The sequence below is a fragment of the Enterobacter cloacae complex sp. XAL002 genome (assembly GCF_049236805.1).
GTDB lineage: Bacteria > Pseudomonadota > Gammaproteobacteria > Enterobacterales > Enterobacteriaceae > Enterobacter > Enterobacter intestinihominis.
Window position 1 is genome coordinate 130,566 of the sequence record NZ_JBMKJN010000003.1, and the last position, 26,207, is coordinate 156,772.

Consider the following 26,207-nt stretch of genomic DNA (forward strand, 5'->3'; position numbering starts at 1 on the left):
ATCGTGAAATTAAAAAACCGAAGCCGACAGCGTCGGGCGCTAATCCCGCACCACTTCTCAAAAAGCTATCAAATCAACGCGCCGCGGCTGAAAACCGTGCTGACGCTGTTCATCGCCTTTTTTCTCTGCCTGCTGGTCTTTGCGATTGCTTTCAACTTTTCGGAAACCACGCTGGCACGCGGGGTGCTGATCCCGGCGCAGGGCGATGTGGAGGTGCGCGCCAGAGAGTCCGGAACCCTTGTTGATTTTGCCGTCCGGCCCGGCCAGTACGTGAAGGAAAACGATCCGCTGTTCACCGTGTCGCAGGACTATGGCGGCAAGCAGGGCTCGGTGGTGCAGTTTGACCGCCAGCAGATGGAAGCGGAGAAAAAGCGCAGCGAGCAGCGCATCCAGGCCATTGAGGACTCGATTGCGTCGTATCGCAAAAATCTGGCGCAGCAGCTGGCTCTCACTGACAAGCAGATCGCCGTTTCCCGCGATAAGGTGAAGAAGCTGCGCGCGCTGTTAAAAAACAGCACCGACACCTACGAGGCGTGGAAATCCGTCTCCGGGAAGGGCTATGTCTCCAAAGTGGATCTCGATAAAAGCCATAACGATGTGCTCAACGCCCAGCTCAACCTGACGCTGGAGGAGAGCACTATTCTTGAGCTTGAGGCGCGCAAAACCAGCCTGACCGACAGCACCCAGTCGCAAATTGACTCGCTGAGCGAAGAGCAGCTGTACGTGAAAAACCGCATCAGCGAAATTGATCGCAACCTGTCCAGCCGGGGGAGTTCCACCATGGCGATGCTGGCCCCTTCAGATGGCTACGTGGTGGCGATTAACTTCCCGCCAGGCCGGGCCATTACGCAAAACAGCGAGGTGGTGGTGGTGATCCGTAAAAATACCGCGGCGACGATGGAGGGGTACCTGTATGTTCCGGCAACGGGGGTGGGGCGCGTGGCGAAAGGCGATAAGGTCAAGCTGCGCTTCGACTCCTGGCCCGTGGACAAATACGGTTCCGTGGAGGCGACGCTGTCCGATTTCTATGAGGTAAACATTGATGCCCATTCGGCGCTGATCCCGCTCCAGGAAGGGCAGAACTACTACCTGGCTAAAGTGCGCGTCCCCTCCTGGTTTACCGACCCGGACAAGAAAAAGCGCATGCTGATGGGCGGGATGACGGTGAACGCCGATATCGTTATCGATCGTAAACCGCTTATCAATCTGCTGATTGCGCCGCTGGAAAGGGTACGCAAGCGGTTTATCGATTGACCCGATTTCATCGATCATCGCCCTTTAGCCCACATTCTTAACGGCACCCTGGGGCTATTCTCCTTCTCATACCAACCGGAGGATAGCCCATGAACATTACGCAAATTCGCAATGCCACCCAGCTGATCACTTACGCAGGAAAACGCTTTTTAATCGACCCAATGCTGGCGCCAAAAGGTGCTTATCCGGGTTTTCCCGGCACCGCGCGGGCCGATATTCGCAACCCGATGGTCGAGCTTCCCGTTGACGTTCAAACGCTGCTGGACACCGATGCGGTGATCGTCACCCATACCCATGACGATCACTGGGATCAGTATGCCGTTGAGCTGATCGCCAAACACAAGCCGATCTACGTGCAAAATGATAGCGATGCCGCGCTGCTGCGCGGACAGGGCTTTCACAACCTGACGGTCATGACCGACGAAACGACGTTCGGCGATATCCGGATTGCGAAAACTTATGGCGGCCAGCACGGCACTGACCGCGCTTATGCCGTGCCGGAGCTGGCAGAGCGTCTGGGTGAAGCCTGCGGCGTGGTCTTCCGTCATCCCGATGAGAAGACGCTTTATATCGCAGGGGATACCATCTGGCGCGACGCGGTTGCGGCCGATCTACAAAAGCATCAACCGGACGTTGTCGTGCTCAACGCTGGTTACGCCCACGTCATCGGGTTTGGGCCAATTATCATGGGGGAAGAAGATCTGCTTAACGTGCATTTCCTGCTGCCGCAGGCGAAAATCGTGGCGACCCATATGGAAGCTATCAACCACTGCCTGCTGACCCGCCGCGCGCTGCGCGAGTATGTTGACGCCAACGAGATAAGTGACGCGGTGAGCATTCCTCAGGACGGCGAAACCGTTATATTCTGAGTGTTAAAGGGGAAAGGAGAGACAGATGCCGCTTGTTAACGTTGCTATTGTCGCGGTGGACGGGTTTAGCCCGTTCCACTACTCCGTCCCCTGCATTCTGTTTGGCGATACGGTATCCGGGGAAAAGCGCTTTAACGTCACGATCTGCGCTGAAAAACCGGGATTCCTGACCTCGAAAGACGGTTTTGCCCTGCATGCGACGCAGGATTTTTCCGCGATCGCATCGGCTGAAATTGTGGTTGTACCCTACTGGCAGCACGTACTGGAGCGCCCGCCTCAGACGCTGCTCGACAGCCTGGTTCAGGCCAGAGACAACGGGGCGGAAATTGTTGGGCTGTGTCTGGGATCGTTTGTGCTGGGCTATGCCGGCATACTCAGCGGCAAACGGGCCGCCACCCATTGGGAGTTTGAACACCAGTTTCAGACGCTGTTTCCGGACGTTCGACTGGACATCAACGCGCTCTACGTGGATGACGGTAATATGATTACCTCGGCGGGTACCGCCGCCGCGCTCGACTGCTGTTTGTACATCATCCGCCAGCGCTTTGGCAGCGTTGTCGCCAATCAGATTGCCCGCCGGATGATCGTCCCGCCGCACCGCGAGGGTGGGCAGGCGCAGTTTATTGCGCAGCCTGTGCCGAAAGATACCCGCGACGGGCGGATTAACTGTCTCATAGACTACCTTCAGCAGCACATTTCCGAGCCGCATAACCTGGATTCGCTGGCGGACGTGGTGTCGATGAGCCGACGCACGCTGACCCGCCATTTTATCAAGGCGACGGGCATGAGCGTTGCCGACTGGCTTACCGCCGAGCGCCTGCGGCGCAGCCAGATCCTGCTGGAGTCCGGCAGTCTGCCAATCGAAAGCGTCGCTGAGCAGGTGGGGTTTTTATCAGCGGTGACGTATCGGCAGCAGTTTAAGGCGCGCTTTGGCGTCAGTCCGGCGGAGTGGCGTAAGACGTTTCGCGTTAAGCCGTTTGCAGCGAAAAATAATGCTGGCGAGATGGAATAAAAAGACGTGGGCGGCTTCTTTGCCTTTAAAGCGGGCGGTAATGGGTATGCATCAGACGGGTTACTAGCACTTCTCTTCCGGTTAAGATAATCCACGTTACTTTCCAGAAGAAAAGGTAGTGGCATGAACAATATTGAAACGCAGTTACTTGAATCAGGTTTCACCGTAAAAGAATTAGCGTATCTGAACCGAAACGTTAGCCGTTATGGTTCATCCCTGCTCGAGGTGGTGCTTGAGTTGGGCAAGCGTTTCATCATGGTACTGTGTATTACTGCGGCTGTGGCTCTGATTTTCCTGGCGCTTCTTTTTTTCGCTGAACATTACAATATTTTTTCCGGAGGCATTTCTCTTTTCATCGTATTGATTATTGCCTGGTTTTTTCAACCCCCAATCATTGCTTACAAAGCCTGGCGCTTCAGAAAGAAATACATTCGTTCTGGCCAGACGCATTAGAAATTAAATCAAACGAGACTTTTGCAGAGACACCCCAGCCGACAATTTTCATAGTGAGCGCTGCGCGATTCATTCCGTCGACTTTGCGGTAGAAATCCAGCGGGAGATAACGTAACCGACGACTTTGTTATTTTCTTTAACTAGTTAATCTGAGCAAAAAGCTGAACAGTACGGGAGCGAAGCATTCTGCTTTGCTCAAGAAGACTTTCGTTCTCAGCCCGGATGTTTTTCAGGCACTCCATGCACTCCTCATCACTTCTGGCCGCCCGGGTAGCGCTAAATTGTTGCATCACAAACTGCCGAATATCATCCATAAATTTAATCCGTGCGAGTCCGTCGCTGAGATGTTGCCCTCCGACAATATTCGCAGTATTGATAATCTGTCGCGAGCGCAGAATTCGCCGAAGGTATATACCGACGGAAATCATCTTCGTCGTTGATGGCGACCTTGAAAGTGGTGACTGCATAAAAGAAATGCATTACCCCAGCCGCTCCATCCGCGTCTCCCCCTCCACCATCGACAGCTGATACAGCGAAAACGATCGGTGCTTCTCAATCAACTGCGCCAGCTCCGGCGAGTGGCTGGTGAGCCAGATCTGCGAGTAGCGGCTGGCCTCGGCAATGAGGCTTGCCAGAGCGGGCAGCATCTGCGGATGCAGGCTGTTTTCCGGTTCGTTGAGGGCGATGAATGCGGGAGGGCGCGGGCTTAACAGCGCCACCGCCAGGCACAGAAAACGCAGCGTGCCGTCGGAGAACTCTGCCGGTTCCAGCGGTCTGCTTAGCCCCTCGCGCTGCATCATCATGCGGAAGCGCCCGCCGGTGTTGTCGCTGTAAAACACGCAGCCGGGGAAGGCCTGGTCGAGAATGCGCATCAGCAGCAGCTCGTCGCCAATTTCGACAATGGTCTGAAACGCGGCGGCCAGGTTCGCGCCGTCGCTGGCCAGCACCGGGGAACGAAAACCCACCTGCGGCGCACGGATCGCCGAGCCGGATGAGACGGAAAACTCATGATAAAATCGCCAGTTACGCAGGGACTCGCGCATCTGCGACACTTCGGGATAGAGGTGCGGTTCGCCGAGCTGCCCGAACACCGACTCGTTCTCATACAGCGTACCGCTGTGGGTCACTTTTTCGTGATGCACGTTGTTCAGGAAAACCGCCTGATTCTTACGCTTCATCAGCTGTGACGACGGACGACGGTGCTGGCCGCTCAGCCAGATAGATTCCTCTTTGATCACCGGATCGAGCTGAAACTGTGAGGGATAGGGCAGCTTTTCCACGAACCCGACCTGAAGCTCATATTCATAGGTTTCCGTTTCCACCGCCAGGTTCATGCGCCGCAGCTGGTCGCTGCGGGTTTTGCCCGCCCAGAACACTTTCAAAATCCCCCCCTCGTTTGCCAGCGCCTGGGAGAATTGCCCCTGCGCCGCGCTGTGCATCAGGTAAATCGCTTTATAAATATTGGATTTTCCGGTGCCGTTGGGGCCGAACACGATGTTGAGCTGTTCCAGCTCAAGCGACATATCGCGAATTGAGCGGTAGTTCTGAATATGCAGATTTTTGATCATCGGGGTACTCCGCTGTGCATGCTTAACCTGTACAGAATTACAGTATTTTACGCTGAGCGCAAAAAAAAGACGACAGTGAGGGTGTCGTCTAAACGGGGTACAGCTTTGGGCCTCTGTGGGTCAATGGGCCTTCGCTTCTTTCTTATCAGGTAACGGCCAGACGCAGACCCAAATCATCAGGATAGGGATCAAAGTAGTTTTGCGTCATCAGATAGCGGTCAGGGTATTCAGCCAGATAATGCTTAAGCAACGTCAGCGGCGCGAGGATCGGCAGCAGTCCGTCCCGGTAATGCAGGATCACATCACGCAGTTCTCCGCGCTGGCGGCTGTTCAGCTGGTTACGGAAATAGCCCTGAATGTGCATCAGCACGTTAGTATGATTCTTCCGCGAAGCGGGTTTTTTCAGGATATTCATCAGTTTGTCGCGATAGGCCACGAAAAACGCGTCCAGATCGTCCCACTCATGCAGTGATGCCACAAACGGACCAATTTCACGGTAGCCTGCCTGATGGTGCGCCAGAAGCTGAAGCTTATAGCGGCTGTGAAAGTCCAGCAGGGCACGGCGCGTCAGGCCATTTTTACGCATTACGTTCAGTTCATGGAGAGCAAAAACGCGCTCAACAAAGTTTTCCCGCAGTACCGGATCGTGCAGGCGACCGTCTTCTTCGACGGGCAGCCAGGGGAAAGTTTCAAGGAGGGCGGCGGTGAACAGCCCGACACCCTCCTTGCGGCCCCGGTTGCCGTTTTCGTCGTACAGCCGCACGCGCTCCATGCCGCAGCTAGGGGATTTTGCACAGACGATAAACCCTGACAGATCGCCGATTTTCGGCAGATAATCTGCCGTAAATGCGGCCATCTTCTGCGTGACGTCATCGTGCGGCGCTTTGCTGAACCGCATTTCTGTCTCGCCGCCAGTGGTCATCACCAGGCGCAGCGCCGGACGAGGCGTGGGCAGGCCGATAGCCATTTCAGGGCATACCGGGCGGAAAGCGACCCACTGCGCCAGCTCATCCATCACAAAGCCCATACGCTTATGTCCGCCGTCAAAGCGAACGGCGGAACCGGTCAAACATCCGCTAATACCCAGCACAGGTTTTGTTGTCATGATGTGCACCTCCTGATCTCATATCTAAAAGTTACACAACAATGCGTATTTGTCCAAGTATTGACGGGATTATTTTTTAATCGTCTTTAAAATCAAGGGCAATCAGCTGCCCTTGTAGGTTGAGTAACCGTACTGGCTGAGCAGAAGCGGGATGTGCAGTTTTTCATTGGTGCGGGTGACGGTGAACAGCACCGGCACTTCCGGGAAGAAGGAGTCCAGCTTTTTGCCGTGGAAGTAATCTGCGGTTTTGAAGGTCACTTTATACACGCCTGGCGCCATATCCTGATCCTGCGGATAGAGCGATTTGATGCGCCCGTCGTGGTCAGTTTTACCGCTGGCAATCGGGGTCCACTTGTCCTGCTCCTGCTTTTCCAGCGTGACGGCCACATCCGCTGGCGGCATACCGGTTTGCTGGTCCAGAACGTGGACGCTCAGGGTACCTGCCGGGGCGCTGAACGCGGCAGGGGCGAAAGCCATTGTAGCCAGCATCATCAGAGGGAGTGTCTTTTTCATCGTGTTTTCCTGTTGAGTTGTCGGTGACAGGAAAACGTTAGCACTCGCTGCGCGAAAAAATATTCAACTTTTCGTGAAGTTTGCCACAGCAGAAAATAATCAGAGGATAATTACCTCAAGGGAAACCTGCTGCTGCCACTGCGCAACCTGCTTTTTCCGCGCGGCGGTAAGTTTACCGCTGGTAACCAGCAGCCATTTGCGATCCGGGAAAATTTCCGGGGCCAGCGCGGCAGGGGGAACCGGCAGTATGTCGATGCGGTGGCCCTGGCCGGTGCGCGTCAGGGCTTCAAGCCAGATCTCACACGGGTCGTTCAGATGCCAGCCGCTGATGAGGATGTTATCGCCCGGCGCTTTTTTATCGCCCTCAAGGCAAAACGAGGTATAGGCGATGAGGATGCCGTCGAGGATTTCACGCAGCGTCATGGCGGCGGCGACGTTGGCCGATATCTGGCTGCGCAACGGACGCAGCACGTTAGTGACCAGCTCTGGCCTTGGGTATTCGCGTCCGGCGTCGTAAATCATCTGACGCAGGGATTCAATTTTCCCCTCCTGCAACTTTTGCAGCATGGCCTGTTGCAGGGTTTGCCAGTTATTGGCGCGGCGCGGCACAGGGCGTTCCAGCAGTGATTTTACCTGGCCGATGGGTACGCCTTTTTTAACCCAGTCGAGGATTTTCAGCGCCTGCTGAACGTCCTCATCGCTGTACAGGCGGTGACCGCCGTCCGTACGCTCGGGTTTGAGTAATCCATAGCGTCGCTGCCACGCCCGAAGCGTGGTGGCGGTGATGCCGCTGAGTCTGGCGAATTCGCCGATGGAGTAAGCCATGTCTGCATCCGAAGAGAAGGAGTAGTCTCAATATACTACGAATATTCCCCGACGGGATGAAGCGCCGCACGGGTGCGCTACACTTAACGTCCAACCGCGTAAATGAAAGGAGTTCTCATGAGGCTATGGCCTGTCGTTACCGGTGTCGCCATTGCGCTGACGCTGGTTGCCTGTAAATCTCCCACGCCGCCGAAAGGCGTGCAGCCCATTACCGGCTTTGATGCCAGCCGCTATCTTGGCAAATGGTATGAAGTCGCCCGACTGGAAAATCGCTTCGAGCGCGGTCTGGAACAGGTGACCGCGACGTACGGCAAGCGCAGCGATGGCGGTATCAGCGTACTGAATCGTGGCTATGATCCGGTGAAGAACAAGTGGAATGAGAGCGAAGGAAAGGCGTACTTTACCGGCGAACCGACTACGGCTGCGCTGAAGGTATCGTTCTTCGGCCCGTTCTACGGCGGCTATAACGTGATCAAGCTGGACGATAAGTACCAGTACGCGCTGGTCAGCGGCCCGAACCGCGACTACCTGTGGATTTTATCGCGCACCCCGACCATTCCGGAGGCGGTAAAACAGGACTACCTGAATACCGCACGCGATCTGGGATTCCGGGTCGATCAGCTGGTGTGGGTTAAACACTGACCTACTGATACGAAAACGTAATGCTCGCCAGGGCGTTAGCCGAGCCGGGGACCAGCTCTCCGGTTCGGATGTACTGCGCCTGGAACGGCAGCGATAGCGTTTGTGCTGCGCTGGTGGTCTGGATGAAAAACTGTCCCGTCGTGCCTGCGGCCGAGCTGTCTGGCCCCATCATCAGCGGCCCGGTACCGTTATAGAAAAACTGCACGCCAATGCCGGAGGCCGTGGAGTCCCCGGTCAGCGTCACGACCGACGAGGTATTTGACGGCGTGGTCTGATCGGTCATTACTGCGTTAACCGCCACGTTCTCATCGCAGGTCAGGCTGACGTTAAACGCCTCCGATGGCGAGGTGCTGCCTACGCTGGGTAGCGTGTGAACATCAATGGTGCCCAGGTCGACGTTGGCGCTTTTCGTGCCTACCGTGCAGCCGCTTGCCGTCACCGTGATGGTGGTCGGGTTGATGATCACCTGCGCAGTTTTCACTTCGTTGTTATAGGCCGTCAGGATCGCCGCGTTAATGGTGGGGGTCTGGTATACGCCGGATTTCAGCGGAACGCCGGTCTTGATAAACGTCACTTTTGCCGACCAGCCCAGTGTGGAGGCGTAACCGTTAGTCCCGTCGGCCGGATAACTCTGCGTAATGCCCGTCTGCATCGGGACATAGGTGGTGCCATTATAATCTTTAAGCCCAAGAATGAAGCCGATGCCGGGCACGCCCGTTTCAAATACCATGTAATTTGCACCATCAAGAATAACCGTGATGCCGGTGGCCGTTACGCTGCTGCTCGGCTCCAGCGTCCCTTTGGAGCAGGTAAAAACCAGGCCGCACCAGAACACTTCCGAGACGCTCGCAGTGGTGCTCCATTCAGAGCCGATCGTATTTCCGGGCACGATGGAGTCTGCCGGGCCGGACCATGACATGGGTGTTGGCGAAAGGGTGATATCCGATGTCCAGGAGAGGGCAAGCGCCTGAGAGGTCATGAAAAACAGGCCTAAAAACAGTAAACGCATTATTGATACTCCGTCGTCCAGGTCGCCACTGCCGAAACGTCTCCGGCATTGACCGGCGCACCCGTGGCGGCCAGTCGCGCATAGAAGGTCATTTTTACGCTGTCATCCCCCGCCGCGCCGTAAGCAGCGGTTTGGGTGTCCAGCGGGATAAGTACGCTGTCTTTATCCAGAATCTGCACCGCCACGCCGGTCGCGCCGCCGTCAGCGACTTTTAGAAGCTGCGGGTTCTCGTCATCCGGCGTACCGCTGAAGCGGATTTTCACGCCAGCAAAGGTAGGGCCGCACGCTTCAAGGGTGAGCGTGAAGGGCGTTTTGATATTGCTGACTGCCCCCGCCTCGCTAAATTGCTTCACGCCGAGGGTGCCCAGCGGCACGTTTTGCTCCTTCGAATCTTCCGAGACAATACAGGTATTGCCGATCACGTTGCCGGTCACGGAAACCAGCACGTCATAGCCGCGTGCGGGGACGGTGATGAACATCAGCAGGATCAGGGGGAGAAACCGGACGGTTACTGACATATGACCTCCTGGGAATACAGCCCGGTGCGGGCCTGATAATTTTTCGGGTTCAACGCATAGCGGATCGTGCAGCGCTGGGCGCTGTCGCGTCCCCATACGGCATGCAATGTTCCCTTCGCTGACAGGCCGGTCAGATACACGCTGCCGCCATCGCCGACGATACCGCTGGCGTTGTCATCCTCTGACGAGACCAGCGTGCCGAAGGGGAGCACGTCTTTAGCGTGACGCACGATAAACATCGCTTTTGCCCCCTGACGCGTGGTGAGGGTGGCGCGAACCAGTGCCCCGTCGGTGGGGATTTTATTGGCGATGGCGTTCTCAAGCTCCACGTCATTGCCCACGGTGGTGACATCCAGCGCAACCTGATTAACGCGATACGGCGTGGCGTACGGGATCACCGCATAGCCCCGGCTGTCGGTTTTGATGCCCTTGTGGTTGAGCACGGCGACATGGCTGGCGCCCGGGGCTTTCACCAGGATATTGGTGTTCCCGAGCGGCTGGCTCAGCGTCAGGCCATCCTCATGCAGCACCGCGCCGCCGCTCATCCCGTAGCTGAGGTTGCGGGAGTTACCGGCGTAGCTGTAGCCCAGGTTATAGTCTCCCCACGCGCCCTCGTATTGCAGCGCGGCATCGCCGCCGTAGTGCTGCTGCGCGCTGTAGCGCTGGTTGACGCTATAGAAAAGATTCTCCTGTCCCGGCAGATAACCACTGACACCGGTACTGGCGGTGGTGCCAGCGGGATCCGCATGGGTAGCGGTAAAACGGAGGCGGGTCGACAGCGCCGGGTTACCCAGCGGCACCGACAGGGACAACGCAAGGATATTGTCTTTCTTGTTGTCGTACAGGCTAGAGCTACTCTGGGCGCTGATGCCAAGCGACAGATTACGAAACGTTGCGTTCCACGCGAACTGCAAACTTTGCGTGGTTTTTGACGTATTCCAGTAGGTTTGTTGATCCCAGGACAGAGACAGCGCGCCGTATTCGCCCATCGGCTGCGACAACAGCAGCTGATTTTTTGCCTTACGCGACATATGCAGGTTGTAAACCGTGTCGTAGCGGGTGGTGACGGTGCCATCGTCTTCTACGGTCTGTTCTGGCGCTCCGCCCGCCATGCCTTTGTAAGTGGTATCGCTGAGAGTATAAAACCCTGCCGTTGAGTAACGCAGCGAGAAGAAATTGACCCGCGTACCGATATCGTTCAGCAGCTTGCTGTACCGCAGGCGCACCGAATCCCCGGTGTAGTGCTGATTATCAGCCAGCTGGCTGCGGGCATGGGTGAGGTCGAGGGAGTAGGCGCCAAAGCGGCCGAGATTCTGCCCGATACCTAAGGCCAGGCCGTTGTAGCGATCGGAAAACTGCGCCCCGCCATAAAACGTGAGACCGTATCGCCAGCCCAGGAACAGCTCGCCCTGCGCGAAGGAGGGCGAGATCTGATTGCCCGCAGGGCGGTATTTCCCGGCCCCCAGAGCATATTTCACCTGACCGTTACGCACCAGATTCGGCACGCTGGCAAAGGGCAGGGTGTATTGCGTCTGGCTGCCGTCGCTCTCCTGAATGGTGACCGCGAGATCGCCGCCGGAAGAGGTTGGATAGAGATCTTTCAGCACAAACGCCCCCGGCGGAACCGAGGTTTGATAGATAACGTTACCGTTCTGGCGAACCGTCACCGTGGCATTGCTGCGCGCGATGCCGCGCACTTCAGGCGCGTAACCGCTCAGGCTGGCGGGCAACATATTGTCATCGGTCTTCAGGGCAATCCCACGCAGGCCAACGGCGTCAAACACCTGCGATGAGGTGAACGTTTCACCGGCATAAACCTGGGCACGCAGGGCGCGGATATCCCGCTGTAGCCAGGTCTGGACGTGGGTGAGCTCGTTACTCTCTTTGGTCCACGTGGTGAAATCACGCAGCCGCCATGCGCCCAGATTGGCGCCGCTGTTCAGGCTCACAAACAGCTGTTGTTCCCGCGTGCGCGTCTCGCCCCGGTAGTCATTATTCGCGCCATTGACCACATAGTTCAGCCACGCGGCAGGGATGCCGGATTCCCAGCTCTCCGGGCTGACGTACCCGCGCGGCAGAGCGCGCATCGCGCTTTGCGGTACGGTGAAGTTGAGGGTAAGCGTCCTCTGGTCAAAATCAAACCGGGTATCGGCGAACGACCGGGTTAAAAAAATGCAGCGCTGCGCAGGCGACAGCTCACCCCCTTTCGCCTGACGGCTGTCGATGCCAAGTGCGGCGAATTGCGCAGGCGTAAAGCACGGCAGGGCTTCACCGGCGGTGTTTTCAGCGGCGCGAAACGTGACGTTACCTGTGAACGCGAACTGGGTGTTGATATACACGTTAAGATTGTACTCGCCCGGCGGCAACGCGCTCCCGGCGTTGACCCAGGCGAGATCGGCACTGTTGGCGCGCTCGCCGTTGAGAAACGCAGGATTAAAGTGCAGCTCGCTTTCGGCAGCCACGGCTTGCCGAATCACCAGGGCGATCGCCGTGGCGCACAGGATTTTAATTTTCATGTGGTCACGCCTTACTGTTTTTATTATTGGGACAATGACGTGCGGGTGACGGGCGTCCAGGCCCCATAATCGTTAATCGTCTGGTAGCTCATGCTGCTCGCATGGCTGAAGGTGTCTGCCAGCGTCACGCTGGCTTTCGGCGGCACCATGACGGGCGACACCGGCCTGCCATCAATTTTCAGGTTAATGGTGGTGAGGTAATACGGCGTTGGGTTGGTCAGCGTGACCTTGCCCGCGCGGTAGGCGCCTGCAAGGTTTTTCCATGCCTCTCCTGCGCCTTCCCGAAGCGACTCAGGGCGATAAAAGACCTTGATGCGGTTGGCAGAGGCGAATTGCAGCGAATTGCCGGAACCGTTTTTAACCTGCTGTGGGATAGCTTTGACCGTCATCCAGTACAGCGTTTCGCGATCGGCTGGCAGTGCGTTGCCGCTGAACATGATTTTCACCGCGCTTTCGCTGGCGGGCTTCATGACGTACAGCGGCGGCGTGATGACGAAGTCGTTGGTACGGCTCCCTTTCTCGTCTTCCATCCATGACTGGATCAGGAACGTGGCATCAGGGTGGGTATTTCTTACCTGCATCATCGTCTGCGTCGTCGCGCCTGCGTAGACCAGCCGCGTTGCACCCAACCCCACGCCGCCTGCATACACGGCGGATGAACATAACGTGCCAGCCAGACAAATCCATGTGTTTACGCGCATTGTGCGTCTCCTGAAAGCTGAGTCAGACCCGGCCAGCAGACCGGGCCTGAAGATTACGAATAGGTCACGGTGTAGGTTGCGACCGCGCTGGCATCACCCGCCGTGGCGTTGCCCAGTGGGGAGTAATATTTCGCGCTGAAGTTCAGGGTGTTCGCCCCCGTACGCAGGGGGATCGCTGCTGCCGGCTCACCCAGCCTGACGACGTTGCCCTGTTCATCATAAAGACGGATAGCGACATGCTGCGCCGAGCCCGCGCCGCCGTTTACTCCCGCAGCCAGGCTATTCACATCGGTACTGTCCGGCGTACCGGTGAAGGTGATAGCCACGGTCGTTGCGGCAATGGGGTTATCTTCCGTGGACGCGGAGGTATCGGCGATTTCGCAATCCTCCAGCGTGATGGAGAAGGCTTTTGCGGTACTGGCTTCACTGCCTGCGGCAGCCAGCGTGGCGGTACGCACTTCACCCATGTCGACGTCGATATTCGCGCTACCGGCGCTGATGGCACAGGCGGAGGTCACCACTTTACCGCTAAAGTTAACCGTGCCGCCGCTGGTGGTGGTGGCCAGTGCTGAGCCCGCTGGCAGCAGGGCGGCAATGCTTAATGCCAGCAGAGAATGGCAAGTAAGGCGTGCTTTCATTTCATGGTTCCTTGGTTTTTTATTACGAGATTTGCTCTGAAAGCGGCAGGTCTAACTGGTTAAAAAGACCAGCAAATCTGTCTTATTCCTGAGCCCGAGTTTTCTTATCGCTGAGCTTTTTAAAGCGCTCACGCGGCGATAAGAAAGTTTCTCCAGTTCTGCGATGTAACGTATATCCAGTCCGTTCCTGAGTTCCTTTAATACCCTCCTTTCTCCGGGCGTCAGCGATAACGCCGCTGGCTGCTTTTGGGGCCGATAATGGCTATCGACCATTTTTGCTAGCTTTATCCGCCACTGATAAACCGTGTTCTGTAGCGAGATATAGGCATCAATATCTTCCCTGGCCCATAACAGGGAATGGGCAGAGGTTGAGTACAGGCAGATAATCACCTCTGGATGCGTGGCTTTGATTTTTTTTAAATATTTCAGTGAGCCATACCCTGTATGGTATTTCTCTGCGCCGGATATAAATAAGATATCGATACGAATCGATGACAGCGCCTTATCCAGTTCCTGATAACCTCCTTCGATGATAATGATGTGAAGGTCGTCGCGGATGCTGCGTAATAACGTTTTAATGCCGTTTCTTGCATAATGATCGCCGCCCATCAATGCAACAGTAATATGCTGTGTTATTTGGTTATTGTTCGTCATGTTATTCCTCGATTTATAATAGTAATCAGGCGAATTATTTATAAGGTTATCGCCAGTATTCTCGAAGCAATGACGTATTGCATAGTGTAGGCCTACTATACGTCGGCCAATAAAGAGGTAATCTGAATTAATCTAAAATTGTATTAATTACTAAGATCGAGACCGGTTACGACGCTTCCCTCTGATTGGTCTTATTCCGCTTCGCTTTCTGTAAATTATGATAGCCGCTATTTTTAATGAAAATTTAGCTTTGATAAATGTTTTGTAAGGAGTTTGTCGTCTGGTGTCAGCGCGGGTGTGAAGTTGCTGACGAGGGATAACAATTTACGAATGTTATCATCGATAAAAACTGATAGAAAGATGGCTGAAAAGTATACAAAAACCATCGAAGTTATTGATATGAGTCAGGTTAAGAAAACTTAAGGCTTAAGAGTACTGAATATTTCAGACACGCATGTCCGTGGCGTACAATGTTTATTTATGTAGATATTTGTCAATGTCAAGAGGCGAGGAGTACGCCAAAAGAAGAGGTTCTGATAAACGAGAAGCTGCCGATAGTCAGATACTTCTGTGGAGCGGAAATTCACTTCACAAAACATCATAATGAGGATGATTGCGCATAAGGCGGCTCTGCAAGCCGCATTCTGCAAGGGTTGAGTTCTTATGCAGGTTCAGTGAAGCTTAAGGGATGAAATATAAATTAAGATTTTTCGCCAATGGCGAAGATATACAGCATGCTGTTAATCAGTCACATTAATCCCGACGCGAATGTCATCACATACATGCGGTGACTCAGGTTCAACATTTGTTAACCGGAGAATTCATACTGCCCCTATGCATAAGCATTACATTATAAATAATATCGTCGAATTTCATCCTGCGGCCAGCACGTTACGTGATATCAACAATCCTGACCGTGTGGTTGTGTTAAATTCGCCAGCAGGCCGATGCCTGTTGTTATTAATCGACAGAGCGGTGTCGATTGTCACTCAGCAAGAGTTCCTTGATATTGTCTGGCAAAGCCGCGGCATGCTTGTCTCCTCCAATACCTATTACCAGAACATCTCCATTCTGCGCAAAGGGCTCAAAAAGATTGGTTTTGAAACTGACCCTATCGTTACCATTCCCCGTATTGGGCTGACGCTGGCAAGCGACACGCAAATAACCGTCAGAGAGCCTTCGCCTGTCGCGCCTCAACCCGCAGAGGGAGAATGTGTGGAGGCGCCAGCGATCGAGGAGGTCTCTGCATCCTCCGAGCCAGCAGCGCCCGTTGCCAGGAAGCCCACACGCTGGCTGGCTGTCGTCATGGGGCTATTGGTCATCCTGGCCGGGGCAGGCGTGACGGGATATATGAACGCCAGGGAAAACCGTTTTGTTGAGGATTACCGTTTTGCGGCATCCGTCGGGGCCTGTCGCGTTTATCTTGCGAACGACATTCAGACCCACGCTGAACGCGCTTCCGCGCTGACCTATGTGGAACAATTCAAGGCTGAATGCGCGCAATATCCCTGGGTTTACATCAGCTGGTACGCCCTGCTTCCTCGTGCGTCGGTTATTCGCTGCGACCGGCCAATGAAAGAACCGAACCGCTGTATATCTGATTATTTCCTGAAGGATAGCTAGCATGACTCGTTTTCGGCAGATGCTGTATGTCATCGTGACGGGCCTCGTCACGGCAGGCGTGCTGACGGGCTATTACCTGTGGCACCGATCTTACGTTCAGCCTTTTTCATGCCAGGCTAATCTGGTACAGCACCATCCGGATGAGACGCTGACGGTCTGGCTGAATTACACCTTCGACGGGAAATTCGGCACCCTGAGCATGAATGGCCGGGCAAAGAGCGATCCGGGTAAAACCATCGACAGGAAAATTTCCTTTCGGGTGGAGAGAAAAGATCGCCTCTATTTGCTGACGTCAGAAAAAAATATGACGTTCCCGGACGATAATGTCGAAGACAGCTGGCTGGAAAAATATGAACCGCAATTTTTTGTCTATCCGGGCAAGAGTATTTATATGCGTATCAATGAACAACATAATGGTAACTATATCTTTACCTTAGGAACATTACCGACATATGTGTGTCGTGGTTCAAAAAAAGAATGATGTAAACGAGAAAAGCATTATATTTTCCTCCCGTCTCATTTATGCTTGATTTAAAATATCAGGATTATCTTAGAAATATAAAGTGCGACAGATCATGTTGCGATAATGTAATTAATTTTAAATTTGGCAAGTAAATGAAAAGTGTATTTGACTCCTCCGATGGGGGGAAATCAGTACCGGAAAAGTGTCTGCATATTGGGTTGATATTATGGCCCCGTTATTCACTCCTGGCCGTCTCCGGGTTGCTGGAGGCGCTGCGTTATGCAGCGAAAGCTCAGGATAAATTAGCATTTAAAATCAGCCTGATAAGTGAATTCCCTGATATCCCGATTATCAGCAATGCGGGGATTATCATGAGGCCGGATTCTCCCCATGGGCCGCCGGACAGTTTTAACTACCTTGCTGTTATCGGCGGTGAATTGCAGTATCTGGACTTAGGGTATCAGGGGGATAAAGCGTATCTGGCACATGCCCACCATGCCGGGGTTCCGCTCATTGGCATTGGCACCGGCAGTTTTGTCCTCGCACAGGAAGGATTGCTGAATGAACGACGAGCGTCCATCCATCCTTTCCACCTTGATGCATTTCGGCAGGCTTTCCCGCTGGTTTATGCTGAGCAAGGGTATGATTTCATCGACGATGGCGATGTGCTGACCTGCCCGGGCGGTATTTCCACCCTGACGCTGGCAACTGAGCTTATCCGCGCCCATGCCGGGGATGATATCGCCAGCACCACCTGTCAGCGTTTGTCGCTCGTTCCGCATGAAATTGCCACCCCACGTCCGGCGAATCTTGCGCTTATCCCTGACTCGCGGTTGCGCCGCGCCGTCATGCTGATTGAACAGTTCCTGACCCGGCCGCTCACTACCGCCGGGCTTGCGCGAGAAGTGGCATTGAGTGAACGCCAGCTCAACCGTCTGTTCCACGCAGAATTCGGCAAAACGGCCCGCGAATTTATCCGCAGCGCCAGACTGCGCTATGCTTGCTGGCTGCTGAAGAACTCGCAGCAAAGCGTGACGGATATTGCGCAGCGGATGGGGTTCAGCGACTGCGCGCACTTTATTCGTCATTTTCAGACGGAGTATGGTTGTACGCCTGGGGTGTGGCGCACGTCGCAGAATTAATTTTCTGAGGTGGATGTAAAATGCGGCTTATATAGTTGCGCCATCAACTACAGATACAATCGCGCTAGAGATGAAACGCAACCTGCTTGCCAGTGGGTAGTTCCACGTTAATGCTAAGTTTTCCGCCCATCGCTTCGATGTAACGCTTAAGCGTAGCAATCTTCAGATCGTTTCCACGCTGCTCCAGCTGTGTTACCGCAGGTTGACTTACGCCCATAAGATCGGCGACATGTTTTTGCGAAAGCTGGAGCTCTTCACGCAGAAGTTGCAGACCGGTTTCGAGGAACATTTCCTCTGCCATCTCCTGAATGCGCTGTTGGCTTTCCGGTGAGCGTGACGCAATCACTTCATTTAAGGTTTTCACTTGGCTGCCTCGCTGGCAGTTGTTCGATAAAACCGAACAACTGCATTTTCGACCCGTTAACCCTTATCAGAAATACTTCATAAGGGTAATGTCTGTAAGCTCGTAGTATGCCAGAAATAGTCGCTACGCCAGGTGGTTTGTATTTGATTTTGCGAGGTGCTTTCCAGGAAGCTGTGTTTGAATCGCTGCAAGCGCGTCTTCTATCTCGGTGAGCTTTGCCTTCGTCCTTTTATAGTCGTCCTGCAACCTCTGCTCCTGCTCGTTATACGCCACCAGAACGATGCATCCTTTCATGACCTTTACCGTGACCTGCTGTCCGGTATCAAACCCCGCCGCGCGCAGCCACTTGCCGGAAAGGATGATTTTTGGTGTAGATTTGTCGTAAACATTCGGGCGGTATCCCACAATTAATGAACGCTCGTTTCCGGATTGGTCGGTGTCTGGGGTAGAATGCGAATCAGCCATAATCAACTCCTTGATAGTTGGTGAGGTTAGACGCTCCGGTTGTGTTCCCGCACATCGGGGCGTTGCAAATACAGGAGGTTTAGGTGGCCTCCTATATGTTTAAGAGTAGATGGATAGGTGGCCTCATGTCAATCATATCGCGCGAAAAAAAACCAAAAGGCGGTGGGCAATCTCCGCAGTTTAAGATGCGTATTGATCCGGCATTGAAGGAACAGTTGGATGCAGTGGCAGCTGAGGAAGGGGTGAGTCTTGCTAGTTGGTTGAAAGAACTAGCGAGGGAAGCGCTAAGGAAGAAAGGAAAAGAACCAAGAGGGTGATTAATTTCCCAATGGGATTTAATTACTGATTGAAGGTTAGGTATGTAAGTTAGGATTGGTTATTTTTGGAAAGATAATCATAAAAAGAGTTAATTAACTTTATGTCATCCTCTCTTTTTAAGCCAACGTGAAAGAAACCTATACATGCTGATATAAGAGCTTTGCTGGTAAGTTCACTATATCGGCCGGCATATAACGGTTTTGTTTGACGATAAAGCGACCATGAACCATGTACGATTTCTGAGCGATAGTTATACATTTCTTTTGCTATGCTACTCCAGTCGCTGTTGTCTTTATGGTACATATTCAGCAGAAGTGTAACTCTACTTATAAATGTGGAAGTGATGTTATCTTTTTGTGTGTTTACAAGGCGTTCAAGTGCTGTAGTTAGTTTTACGATTTTTGATGAGTCATCATTATCTTGCATTGCACTTCTAAAAATAAATATTGCATCTATGAGCCTATCCACCAAAACGGGATTCGATTTTGGGGTTGTTGCATGAATTATAATCTGTTTTATTATGCTACCAAGTTCTGATGCATTCTCTTGTTTGAATTTTTGCCAAAACACTGCGTTATGAACAATTGTTCCTTTGCTCGAAAAACAATAATTGTATCCATCATCATTATTTGTAATGTAAAAGGACTCGTAGTTAGGATACGGGTTTAATGATAAAGCAACCACGTCTGAATCTATCTGAAAATGTTCACTAAATAATTGTATTACTCCAACGATAAAGTTGGCGATTTGCTTAGATAAATACTTCCTTCTCTCTTTAGAGCAGTTTTTATGGTTATTTTAAGGAAGTGTTTATAAGGATGTAATTGTGAATTACAAAACTCTTCGGCTAGTTCAATTACGTCGGTTGTAAAATTGGGTTGTATATCCGAGAAGATGTTTTCTTTGGGAATGATAGAAGCGATACCTAAATTTATCTCATCTTTTTCTAGACCGTTGGCTAGTATCGGGAAATAAAAATCTTCGTCGAGTAGACTGTCTTTTATTCTATTGACCACTTCATTAAGTATTTTAAGGCAACCATCATGATCTATATTTCCATCACCAAGAAAGAAATGATTATAAAATATCTTTTTAAATTCAATATAAAACTCATTGGTTGTTGAGTTCATCTCTAAGTTTACTTCTTTAATGAGTTCATTTAGCATATGAAGTATGGCAGATTTAGATTTGTTAGAAAGTTTTATTTCTCTTCTTGGGTCATGTTTATATTCTTCAGTGAAATCATTCGGTGAGCTTATAGACATGCCTAATCCAGCCAACCCTTCCCCATACTCTTTTTGAAGAAATTCATTGTAATTTTTATTTTTCAATGCTTTAAAAATCTCATCATCAATTCTTATGGATTCAGAGATAATAAAACGCATTGTGTTAATTCTGGCTTTAGTAATTCTCATTTTATTAATTCTTAATTTTAATGATAGTAGGTGTTATAATAATATATTTAGGAAGGATAGTTAAATTTCTAATGAATTTTATGGGGGGAATTTAAAATTTTGGCGGAAGATCACAGGAGTCGAACCTGCCCGGGAGCGCTGGCGCCCCCAACTGGATTTGAAGTCCAGCCACCTCACCGGAGATGACGATCTTCCGCGCCTGCATTGCTACATGGAGGCGGGGCGCATTATAGCTACTTTCAGGCATTTACCACATACCCCTCACCACTTTTTTCACCTCTCTTTTGACCTGAATCCCCCTGTTTCAGCTAATTCTTAAGAAAATCCTCAGGTTAGCATTTCGTGCTCACCAACTTTAATCCCGATCACAAAAAACAAGAAACGTAATCTCTTAACCAGAAAACGCAATACCCGCTCCTGAAACAATGGTTTAAAACCAATGCAACCGGTCTCAGCGCCCCCTACAGCGTGAAGGATAAAAATATGAGCGAAGTATTGTCAGTAAAAGAGAAGATTGGCTACGGCATGGGAGACGCCGCCAGCCATATCATTTTTGATAACGTCATGCTTTATATGATGTTTTTCTACACCGATATTTTTGGTATTCCCGCCGGGTTTGTCGGCACCATGTTCCTGCTGGCCCGCGCGCTGGATGCGATCTCCGACCCGTGCATGGGGCTGATTGCCGACCGCACCCGCAGCCGCTGGGGCAAGTTCCGTCCGTGGATTTTGTTCGGCGCGATCCCATTCGGCATCGTCTGCGTGCTGGCGTATACCACGCCGGACCTGAGCCTCAACGGTAAAATGGTTTACGCCGCCATCACCTACACCCTGCTGACCCTGCTCTATACCGTGGTCAACATCCCTTACTGCGCGCTGGGCGGTGTAATCACCAACGACCCGACGCAGCGTATCTCCCTCCAGTCCTGGCGCTTTGTGCTGGCGACGGCGGGCGGCATGCTCTCCACGGTGCTGATGATGCCGCTGGTGAACCTGATTGGCGGCGACGATAAGGCGTTCGGCTTCCAGGGCGGGATCGCCGTGCTGTCGGTGGTCGCGTTCCTGATGCTGGCGTTCTGCTTCTTCACCACCAAAGAGCGCATCCAGGTGCCGCCGAGCACCACCTCCATGCGTGAAGATCTGCGTGATATCTGGCAAAACGACCAGTGGCGCATCGTCGGCGTGCTGACCATCCTCAACATCCTCGCCGTCTGCGTGCGCGGCGGCGCGATGATGTACTACTGCACCTGGATCATGGGCTCGCCGGAAGTGTTCGTCGCCTTCCTCACCACCTACTGCGTCGGCAACCTGATTGGCTCCGCGCTGGCGAAACCGCTCACCGACTGGAAGTGCAAGGTCAGCATCTTCTGGTGGACCAACGCCGCGCTGGCGGTGGTCAGCGTGGCGATGTTCTTCGTGCCGATGCATGCCACCGTGCTGATGTTCGGCTTCATCTTCGTTATCGGCGTGCTGCACCAGCTGGTGACGCCGATCCAGTGGGTAATGATGTCCGATACCGTCGACTACGGCGAATGGACCAACGGCAAACGTCTGACCGGCATCAGCTTCGCGGGCACGCTGTTCGTGCTGAAGCTCGGCCTGGCGCTGGGCGGGGCGATGATCGGCTGGATGCTGGCAGGCGGCGGCTACGACGCGGCAGCCAAAACCCAGAACAGCGCGACCATCAGCATCATTATCGGTCTGTTTACGCTGGCTCCGGCGATCTGCTACGTGCTGAGCGCCATTATCGCCAAACGCTACTACACGCTGAAAACCCCCTTCCTGACCAAAATCCTGCGCGAGCTGGCGCAGGGCGCGCGCCGCAATCAGCAGGAGTTTGAAAACCTGCCGGTCAGCAAAGAATTGCAGAACTAAGAGGACGTAAGCATGAAAATCAGTGATGGAAACTGGCTTATCCAACCGGGCCTTAACGTGACGTATCCGGTACAGGTGTTCGACGTGGAGCAGCAGGGCAATGACCTGGTGGTGTATGTGGCGCCGCGTGACGTGCGCGAACGCACCTGGCAGCTCGACACGTTGATGTTCACGGTGCGCCTGTTTGCTCCGCAGGAAGGGATTGTCGGGGTGCGCATTGAGCACTTCCAGGGCGCGCTGAACAACGGCCCGCACTATCCGCTGAACGTTCTGAAGGATGTAAAAGTTGAGATTGAAAACAACGCCGAATTTGCCGAGCTGAAAAGCGGTAGCGCCAGCGTGCGCGTCACCAAAGGCGAGTTCTGGGCGCTGGATTTCCTGCGCAACGGCCAACGCATTACCGGCAGCCAGCTGAAAAACAACGGCTACGTGCAGGACAGCAACACCGACCGCAATTACGTGTTCGAGCGGCTGGATCTCGGCGTGGGGGAAACTGTGTATGGCCTGGGCGAGCGCTTTACCGCCCTGGTGCGCAACGGTCAGACGGTCGAAACCTGGAACCGCGACGGCGGCACCAGCACCGAGCAGTCCTACAAAAACATCCCGTTCTACCTGACCAACCGTGGTTATGGCGTGCTGGTGAATCATCCGGAAAACGTCTCGTTTGAAGTCGGCTCCGAGAAGGTCTCCAAAGTGCAGTTCAGCGTGGAAGGGGAGTATCTCGAGTACTTCGTGATCGACGGCCCGACGCCGAAAGAAGTGCTGAACCGCTATACCCGCTTCACCGGCCGTCCGGCGCTGCCGCCTGCGTGGTCGTTCGGCCTGTGGCTGACCACCTCCTTCACCACTAACTACGACGAAGCGACGGTCAACAGCTTTATCGACGGCATGGCCGAGCGCGACCTGCCGCTGCACGTGTTCCACTTCGACTGCTTCTGGATGAAAGCCTTCCAGTGGTGCGATTTTGAGTGGGACCCGGTGACCTTCCCCGACCCGGAAGGGATGATCCGCCGCCTGAAAGAGAAAGGGCTGAAGGTCTGCGTGTGGATCAACCCGTACATCGGCCAGAAATCGCCGATCTTCCGTGAGCTGAAAGAGAAGGGCTACCTGCTCAAGCGCCCGGACGGCTCCCTGTGGCAGTGGGACAAATGGCAGCCGGGGCTGGCGATCTACGACTTCACCAACCCGGACGCGTGCCGGTGGTACGCCGACAAGCTGAAAGGCCTGGTGGAGATCGGCGTCGACTGCTTCAAGACCGACTTCGGCGAGCGTATCCCGACGGACGTCCAGTGGTTTGACGGTTCCGATCCGCAGAAGATGCACAACCATTACGCCTACATCTACAACGAACTGGTATGGAACGTGCTGAAAGAGACGGTGGGAGAAGAAGAGGCGGTGCTGTTTGCCCGTTCTGCCTCCGTGGGGGCGCAACAGTTCCCGGTGCATTGGGGCGGCGACTGCTACGCCAACTATGAATCGATGGCGGAAAGCCTGCGCGGCGGGCTGTCGATTGGCCTGTCCGGCTTCGGATTCTGGAGCCACGATATCGGCGGGTTTGAAAACACCGCTCCGGCGCACGTCTATAAGCGCTGGTGCGCTTTCGGGCTGTTCTCCAGCCACAGCCGCCTGCACGGCAGCAAATCCTACCGTGTGCCGTGGGCGTACGATGACGAGTCCTGCGACGTGGTGCGCCACTTCACCCAGCTGAAATGCCAGCTGATGCCGTACCTGTATCGTCAGGCGGCGCTGGCCCGCGAGTTCGGCACGCCGATGCTGCGGGCAATGATGCTGGAGTTCCCGGACGATCCGGCGTGCGATTACCTCGACCGCCAGTACATGCTGGGGGATTCAATGATGGTGGCGCCGGTGTTCTCCGAGGCGGGCGACGTGCAGTTCTGGCTGCCGGAAGGGCGCTGGACGCACCTGTGGCACAACGATGTAATCGAGGGCAGCCGCTGGCATAAGCAGCAGCACGATTTCCAGAGCCTGCCGGTCTATGTGCGCGACAACACGCTGCTGGCGCTCGGCAATAATAACCAGAAGCCGGACTATGCGTGGCACGAGGGGACAGCCTTCCAGCTCTTCAACCTGAGCGATGGCGCAACGGCGGTTAGCGAAGTGCCTGCGGCGGACGGTTCTGTGGTGTTTACGCTGAAGGCGTCACGTCAGGGCGACGTCGTGACCTTTACCGGCGCGGGAGATGCGCAAAACTGGTCGGTGTGCTTGCGCAACGTGCAAAAGGTTGGCGGCGTGAAAGGCGGTTCACATGCGGGCAGCGAGTGGGGTGTGGTGGTGAAAGCCGAGGGGGATGAGGTGGTGATCCACCTCTGAGCTGGAAAAATGCCCGGTGGCGCTTCGCTTACCGGGCCTACGGTAATTATGCGGTCTGATGTCCTCACCCACGGGGAGAGGGAACCAAAACCTCGTAGGCCGGGTAAGGCGAAGCCGCCACCCGGCTTTTTACTGTGCCGGAGCCACCGCCGACACCATCCCGCCGGTCATCGTCTGCTGCACCTGCTGTTTATCCATATTTACCGCGCTCAGCTTCCCGTTCACCGTCGGCTTCAGCGGCGCATTCGCCTGCACGCTGCCGCTGGCGGTGAGCTGAATATTGCCGTCGCCCGCAATCGGCAGCGCTGGCCAGCCCCACTGCTGCAAAACGTTGAGTGGTACACCGCGCCCGTTCAGGCTCACGGTGGTTTGTCGCTGTGGCAGCTGTGACACGGTGGCGGTCGCTTCCAGGATCCCTTTCTCGGTAAAGGCGCTCAGGTCGGTAATGTTTACCGTTGCGGCGTTGGCATTCAGCGCCAGCGACGGGCGTCGCACGTCGACGCGGTTAAAGGTTGCTGCCGCCCCGTTCAGGGTTGCGTTACCGCCCCACACGCCCCACTTATGGTCTTGCGCCAGACGCAGATTAGCGCCATAACCGTCGAGGGAGGTGATCTGCCATGGGAACGCCGGATCGATGTCGATCACCAGGTTGCGGCTCAGGCCGAATTTTTTCAGCGTCACGCTGTTCAGCCATGCCGGGAGCGGATCCATCCACAGCGTTTTCCAGTTTTCCGGAAGCGTATATTCCAGCCCGGCAATGGCAACGTCGTCCAGCACCAGCGCGTTCCCGTCGCGCAGCCAGTTGCCGGAGGTGCGCACCATGCCCCCTTCCCAGCGGGAAGTGAACTGACGCAGCGCAATGCCCTGCGGGGAGAATTCCGCGTTCAGGATAGGGTCAAAAAGATGCAGCGAGCCGTAGATAAATTCGCTGGCGTTCATGGATAACCGTCCCTCCTGGCTTTGCCAGTCCCCTTTACTCAGGGTGAGGTTACCCAGGCTGAGATCGAGGTCGGTTACCGCCCAGTCTGGCCCCTGTAGACGGGCATCGGTCACTTCCAGCCGCCCAATCTGTAACGAAGGCAGGGTGGAGAGAGGAGCGAAGAAATCCAGCAGCGATTTGTCGCTTTGCAGGCGGATCTCATTCAGACGCAGGGTGTCGATAACCCAGCCACCGTCGGCATTACGCTGAGCCGACCCCGTAAGCGAGCCGCGCGCCATATCGGCACCGATGGTATTGAGCACCACCTCTTTGCCGTTGAGTTGTCCCTGAATCAGCACGTTGTTGGCCGGTATGCCGTTGAGCGTGAGCGACCCGGCGCTCATCTGGATTTGCGCATTTTTCCCCAGTACGTTCCCCGCCTCGGGCTGCCACGGGCTGACGCCACCGGTCACCTTTTGCGCACTGAGATCCCACTCCGTATTCGGGCTGTTAAAGGCCATGTTATTCAGTTGCAGACGATCGGCCTGGAGCGGCAGCGGCGCCGTCTGTGGAGATAAATTCAGCGTGCCATCGAACAGGGTGATGGCGTCCATATGCAGCGGGTCGGTGATCTGGCGGCTGCTTAAGCCAATATCCACTTTTTTAGCGACCAGCGTGGCCGGTTTGCCATCTCGTCCGAAGGTGACGTTTTCCAGAAGGATGTGAGAAGGGGATGAAAAGCGGTGATCCATCAGGTCAAAGTTGAGCTCGTAATCGGTATTCACCGTGATCCAGCTACTGACCTGCGATGCGCCCCAGCGGGTCTGGAGCAGAAAATAAAAGGCGAGCACTACAATGAGCAGGGCTACCAGAAGATAGATAAGCAGCTTTCCAATAAATTTCATGGTCTTCCTTCCCGCGAAACGCACATAAGGGTGTTATGCACGAATTATGCGCAATGCTCAAGGCGGGAATGGTGTAAAGAGATGTCACGGCAGGCATTGACAGCCTGCCG

At 54.3% G+C, this 26,207-nt stretch carries 26 protein-coding genes and 1 tRNA gene; 11 read left to right on the forward strand and 16 right to left on the reverse strand.

The features are described from left to right. Window positions 1-3: 3 nt before the first annotated feature. The 4 genes from ACOT0L_RS03790 to ACOT0L_RS03805 all read left to right on the forward strand — a co-directional run bounded on the left by ACOT0L_RS03790 (window position 4) and on the right by ACOT0L_RS03805 (window position 3,588). Complete coding sequence (locus tag ACOT0L_RS03790; RefSeq protein WP_023298992.1) at window positions 4-1,254, forward strand: HlyD family secretion protein; 1,251 nt, start codon at window positions 4-6, stop codon at window positions 1,252-1,254. An 89-nt stretch (window positions 1,255-1,343) separates the two neighbouring features. Next, the gene (locus ACOT0L_RS03795; protein WP_032626633.1) at window positions 1,344-2,123 is read left to right on the forward strand and encodes an MBL fold metallo-hydrolase; all 780 of its coding nucleotides are present in this window, start codon (window positions 1,344-1,346) and stop codon (window positions 2,121-2,123) included. A 25-nt stretch (window positions 2,124-2,148) separates the two neighbouring features. Next, window positions 2,149-3,135, forward strand: coding sequence for a GlxA family transcriptional regulator (locus ACOT0L_RS03800; RefSeq protein ID WP_063200593.1), 987 nt, complete (start codon window positions 2,149-2,151; stop codon window positions 3,133-3,135). 123 nt (window positions 3,136-3,258) lie between these two features. After that, window positions 3,259-3,588: a hypothetical protein gene (locus ACOT0L_RS03805; protein ID WP_126502766.1), complete on the forward strand. Its 330-nt coding sequence runs from the start codon at window positions 3,259-3,261 to the stop codon at window positions 3,586-3,588. Window positions 3,589-4,067: 479 nt separating this feature from the next. Here the strand turns inward: ACOT0L_RS03805 and ACOT0L_RS03810 are convergent, their stop codons facing one another. The 4 genes from ACOT0L_RS03810 to ACOT0L_RS03825 form a co-directional block, all read right to left on the reverse strand. Next, complete coding sequence (locus ACOT0L_RS03810; RefSeq protein WP_046621824.1) at window positions 4,068-5,156, reverse strand: AAA family ATPase; 1,089 nt, start codon at window positions 5,154-5,156, stop codon at window positions 4,068-4,070. A 145-nt stretch (window positions 5,157-5,301) separates the two neighbouring features. Continuing rightward, a complete protein-coding gene (locus ACOT0L_RS03815; RefSeq protein ID WP_022646596.1) occupies window positions 5,302-6,261 on the reverse strand; it encodes a YbgA family protein in 960 nt (319 codons plus the stop codon). Between the two features lie 102 nt (window positions 6,262-6,363). Then, window positions 6,364-6,774: a hydroxyisourate hydrolase gene (gene uraH / locus ACOT0L_RS03820; protein WP_017383647.1), complete on the reverse strand. Its 411-nt coding sequence runs from the start codon at window positions 6,772-6,774 to the stop codon at window positions 6,364-6,366. Window positions 6,775-6,873: 99 nt separating this feature from the next. After that, entirely contained in the window at window positions 6,874-7,599 is a 726-nt protein-coding gene (locus ACOT0L_RS03825; RefSeq protein ID WP_022646597.1) for a MerR family transcriptional regulator, read from the reverse strand. Between the two features lie 117 nt (window positions 7,600-7,716). Here ACOT0L_RS03825 and ACOT0L_RS03830 point away from each other — a divergent pair, with 117 nt between their 5' ends. Next, complete coding sequence (locus tag ACOT0L_RS03830; protein WP_022646598.1) at window positions 7,717-8,241, forward strand: lipocalin family protein; 525 nt, start codon at window positions 7,717-7,719, stop codon at window positions 8,239-8,241. A 1-nt stretch (window position 8,242) separates the two neighbouring features. On the opposite strand, the gene ACOT0L_RS03835 is transcribed toward ACOT0L_RS03830, so the two are convergent. From ACOT0L_RS03835 to ACOT0L_RS03860, 6 genes are read right to left on the reverse strand one after another with little or no spacing between them, the layout of a single operon-like run. Then, entirely contained in the window at window positions 8,243-9,250 is a 1,008-nt protein-coding gene (locus ACOT0L_RS03835; RefSeq protein ID WP_126502767.1) for a fimbrial protein, read from the reverse strand. After that, the gene (locus ACOT0L_RS03840; protein ID WP_126502768.1) at window positions 9,250-9,768 is read right to left on the reverse strand and encodes a fimbrial protein; all 519 of its coding nucleotides are present in this window, start codon (window positions 9,766-9,768) and stop codon (window positions 9,250-9,252) included. The genes ACOT0L_RS03835 and ACOT0L_RS03840 overlap by 1 nt, the downstream gene beginning before the upstream one ends. Then, on the reverse strand, window positions 9,759-12,284 hold the full coding sequence (locus ACOT0L_RS03845; protein WP_126502769.1) for a fimbria/pilus outer membrane usher protein: 2,526 nt from the start codon (window positions 12,282-12,284) through the stop codon (window positions 9,759-9,761). Before ACOT0L_RS03845 ends, ACOT0L_RS03840 begins: the two co-directional genes overlap by 10 nt. 23 nt (window positions 12,285-12,307) lie before the next feature. Further along, window positions 12,308-12,985, reverse strand: coding sequence for a fimbrial biogenesis chaperone (locus tag ACOT0L_RS03850; protein WP_022646602.1), 678 nt, complete (start codon window positions 12,983-12,985; stop codon window positions 12,308-12,310). A 53-nt stretch (window positions 12,986-13,038) separates the two neighbouring features. After that, entirely contained in the window at window positions 13,039-13,623 is a 585-nt protein-coding gene (locus ACOT0L_RS03855; RefSeq protein ID WP_126502770.1) for a fimbrial protein, read from the reverse strand. 51 nt (window positions 13,624-13,674) lie between these two features. Further along, window positions 13,675-14,277, reverse strand: coding sequence for a helix-turn-helix domain-containing protein (locus ACOT0L_RS03860; protein WP_022646604.1), 603 nt, complete (start codon window positions 14,275-14,277; stop codon window positions 13,675-13,677). 834 nt (window positions 14,278-15,111) lie between these two features. Here ACOT0L_RS03860 and ACOT0L_RS03865 point away from each other — a divergent pair. From ACOT0L_RS03865 to ACOT0L_RS03875, 3 genes are all read left to right on the forward strand, one after another. Then, window positions 15,112-15,900 carry a winged helix-turn-helix domain-containing protein gene (locus tag ACOT0L_RS03865; protein ID WP_421637249.1) on the forward strand — a complete coding sequence of 263 codons (789 nt, stop codon included), beginning with the start codon at window positions 15,112-15,114 and terminating at the stop codon, window positions 15,898-15,900. 1 nt (window position 15,901) lies between these two features. Then, window positions 15,902-16,381 (forward strand): hypothetical protein, encoded by a 480-nt coding sequence (locus ACOT0L_RS03870; protein WP_022646606.1) that lies wholly within the window; start codon window positions 15,902-15,904, stop codon window positions 16,379-16,381. Window positions 16,382-16,623: 242 nt separating this feature from the next. Further along, entirely contained in the window at window positions 16,624-17,505 is an 882-nt protein-coding gene (locus tag ACOT0L_RS03875; protein ID WP_038415011.1) for a GlxA family transcriptional regulator, read from the forward strand. 64 nt (window positions 17,506-17,569) lie between these two features. On the opposite strand, the gene ACOT0L_RS03880 is transcribed toward ACOT0L_RS03875, so the two are convergent. Continuing rightward, a complete protein-coding gene (locus ACOT0L_RS03880) occupies window positions 17,570-17,869 on the reverse strand; it encodes a helix-turn-helix domain-containing protein (protein WP_023299004.1) in 300 nt (99 codons plus the stop codon). A gap of 123 nt (window positions 17,870-17,992) precedes the next feature. Beyond that, complete coding sequence (locus ACOT0L_RS03885) at window positions 17,993-18,334, reverse strand: SymE family type I addiction module toxin (protein ID WP_126502772.1); 342 nt, start codon at window positions 18,332-18,334, stop codon at window positions 17,993-17,995. Between the two features lie 125 nt (window positions 18,335-18,459). On the opposite strand from ACOT0L_RS03885, the gene ACOT0L_RS03890 reads away from it, so the two are divergent. Beyond that, window positions 18,460-18,651 carry a toxin-antitoxin system HicB family antitoxin gene (locus ACOT0L_RS03890; RefSeq protein WP_032610148.1) on the forward strand — a complete coding sequence of 64 codons (192 nt, stop codon included), beginning with the start codon at window positions 18,460-18,462 and terminating at the stop codon, window positions 18,649-18,651. 49 nt (window positions 18,652-18,700) lie between these two features. On the opposite strand, the gene ACOT0L_RS03895 is transcribed toward ACOT0L_RS03890, so the two are convergent. The 3 genes from ACOT0L_RS03895 to ACOT0L_RS03905 form a co-directional block, all read right to left on the reverse strand. Next, the gene (locus ACOT0L_RS03895) at window positions 18,701-19,336 is read right to left on the reverse strand and encodes a HEPN domain-containing protein (RefSeq protein WP_126502773.1); all 636 of its coding nucleotides are present in this window, start codon (window positions 19,334-19,336) and stop codon (window positions 18,701-18,703) included. A 38-nt stretch (window positions 19,337-19,374) separates the two neighbouring features. Next, window positions 19,375-20,067, reverse strand: coding sequence for a hypothetical protein (locus ACOT0L_RS03900; RefSeq protein WP_126502774.1), 693 nt, complete (start codon window positions 20,065-20,067; stop codon window positions 19,375-19,377). 100 nt (window positions 20,068-20,167) lie between these two features. Beyond that, window positions 20,168-20,262 (reverse strand) — tRNA-Sec (locus tag ACOT0L_RS03905). A 288-nt stretch (window positions 20,263-20,550) separates the two neighbouring features. Here ACOT0L_RS03905 and ACOT0L_RS03910 point away from each other — a divergent pair. Together ACOT0L_RS03910 and yicI are read left to right on the forward strand one after the other, a co-directional pair. Then, window positions 20,551-21,942, forward strand: coding sequence for a glycoside-pentoside-hexuronide family transporter (locus ACOT0L_RS03910; RefSeq protein ID WP_015570055.1), 1,392 nt, complete (start codon window positions 20,551-20,553; stop codon window positions 21,940-21,942). 12 nt (window positions 21,943-21,954) lie between these two features. After that, window positions 21,955-24,273 (forward strand): alpha-xylosidase, encoded by a 2,319-nt coding sequence (yicI, locus tag ACOT0L_RS03915; protein ID WP_126502775.1) that lies wholly within the window; start codon window positions 21,955-21,957, stop codon window positions 24,271-24,273. 129 nt (window positions 24,274-24,402) lie between these two features. Here yicI and ACOT0L_RS03920 read toward each other — a convergent pair whose 3' ends face one another. Beyond that, entirely contained in the window at window positions 24,403-26,097 is a 1,695-nt protein-coding gene (locus ACOT0L_RS03920; protein ID WP_126502776.1) for an AsmA family protein, read from the reverse strand. Between the last annotated feature and the right edge of the window lie 110 nt (window positions 26,098-26,207).

Excerpts from the sequence above, each read along its gene's own strand:
- ACOT0L_RS03795 (WP_032626633.1), top strand. The coding sequence starts at position 1,344 with ATGAACATTACGCAAATTCGCAATGCCACCCAGCTGATCACTTACGCA.
- ACOT0L_RS03800 (WP_063200593.1), top strand. The coding sequence starts at position 2,149 with ATGCCGCTTGTTAACGTTGCTATTGTCGCGGTGGACGGGTTTAGCCCG.
- ACOT0L_RS03805 (WP_126502766.1), top strand. The coding sequence starts at position 3,259 with ATGAACAATATTGAAACGCAGTTACTTGAATCAGGTTTCACCGTAAAA.
- ACOT0L_RS03810 (WP_046621824.1), bottom strand. The coding sequence starts at position 5,156 with ATGATCAAAAATCTGCATATTCAGAACTACCGCTCAATTCGCGATATG.
- ACOT0L_RS03815 (WP_022646596.1), bottom strand. The coding sequence starts at position 6,261 with ATGACAACAAAACCTGTGCTGGGTATTAGCGGATGTTTGACCGGTTCC.
- uraH (WP_017383647.1), bottom strand. The coding sequence starts at position 6,774 with ATGAAAAAGACACTCCCTCTGATGATGCTGGCTACAATGGCTTTCGCC.
- ACOT0L_RS03825 (WP_022646597.1), bottom strand. The coding sequence starts at position 7,599 with ATGGCTTACTCCATCGGCGAATTCGCCAGACTCAGCGGCATCACCGCC.
- ACOT0L_RS03830 (WP_022646598.1), top strand. The coding sequence starts at position 7,717 with ATGAGGCTATGGCCTGTCGTTACCGGTGTCGCCATTGCGCTGACGCTG.
- ACOT0L_RS03835 (WP_126502767.1), bottom strand. The coding sequence starts at position 9,250 with ATGCGTTTACTGTTTTTAGGCCTGTTTTTCATGACCTCTCAGGCGCTT.
- ACOT0L_RS03840 (WP_126502768.1), bottom strand. The coding sequence starts at position 9,768 with ATGTCAGTAACCGTCCGGTTTCTCCCCCTGATCCTGCTGATGTTCATC.
- ACOT0L_RS03845 (WP_126502769.1), bottom strand. The coding sequence starts at position 12,284 with ATGAAAATTAAAATCCTGTGCGCCACGGCGATCGCCCTGGTGATTCGG.
- ACOT0L_RS03850 (WP_022646602.1), bottom strand. The coding sequence starts at position 12,985 with ATGCGCGTAAACACATGGATTTGTCTGGCTGGCACGTTATGTTCATCC.
- ACOT0L_RS03855 (WP_126502770.1), bottom strand. The coding sequence starts at position 13,623 with ATGAAAGCACGCCTTACTTGCCATTCTCTGCTGGCATTAAGCATTGCC.
- ACOT0L_RS03860 (WP_022646604.1), bottom strand. The coding sequence starts at position 14,277 with ATGACGAACAATAACCAAATAACACAGCATATTACTGTTGCATTGATG.
- ACOT0L_RS03865 (WP_421637249.1), top strand. The coding sequence starts at position 15,112 with ATGCATAAGCATTACATTATAAATAATATCGTCGAATTTCATCCTGCG.
- ACOT0L_RS03870 (WP_022646606.1), top strand. The coding sequence starts at position 15,902 with ATGACTCGTTTTCGGCAGATGCTGTATGTCATCGTGACGGGCCTCGTC.
- ACOT0L_RS03885 (WP_126502772.1), bottom strand. The coding sequence starts at position 18,334 with ATGGCTGATTCGCATTCTACCCCAGACACCGACCAATCCGGAAACGAG.
- ACOT0L_RS03890 (WP_032610148.1), top strand. The coding sequence starts at position 18,460 with ATGTCAATCATATCGCGCGAAAAAAAACCAAAAGGCGGTGGGCAATCT.
- ACOT0L_RS03900 (WP_126502774.1), bottom strand. The coding sequence starts at position 20,067 with ATGAGAATTACTAAAGCCAGAATTAACACAATGCGTTTTATTATCTCT.
- ACOT0L_RS03910 (WP_015570055.1), top strand. The coding sequence starts at position 20,551 with ATGAGCGAAGTATTGTCAGTAAAAGAGAAGATTGGCTACGGCATGGGA.
- yicI (WP_126502775.1), top strand. The coding sequence starts at position 21,955 with ATGAAAATCAGTGATGGAAACTGGCTTATCCAACCGGGCCTTAACGTG.
- ACOT0L_RS03920 (WP_126502776.1), bottom strand. The coding sequence starts at position 26,097 with ATGAAATTTATTGGAAAGCTGCTTATCTATCTTCTGGTAGCCCTGCTC.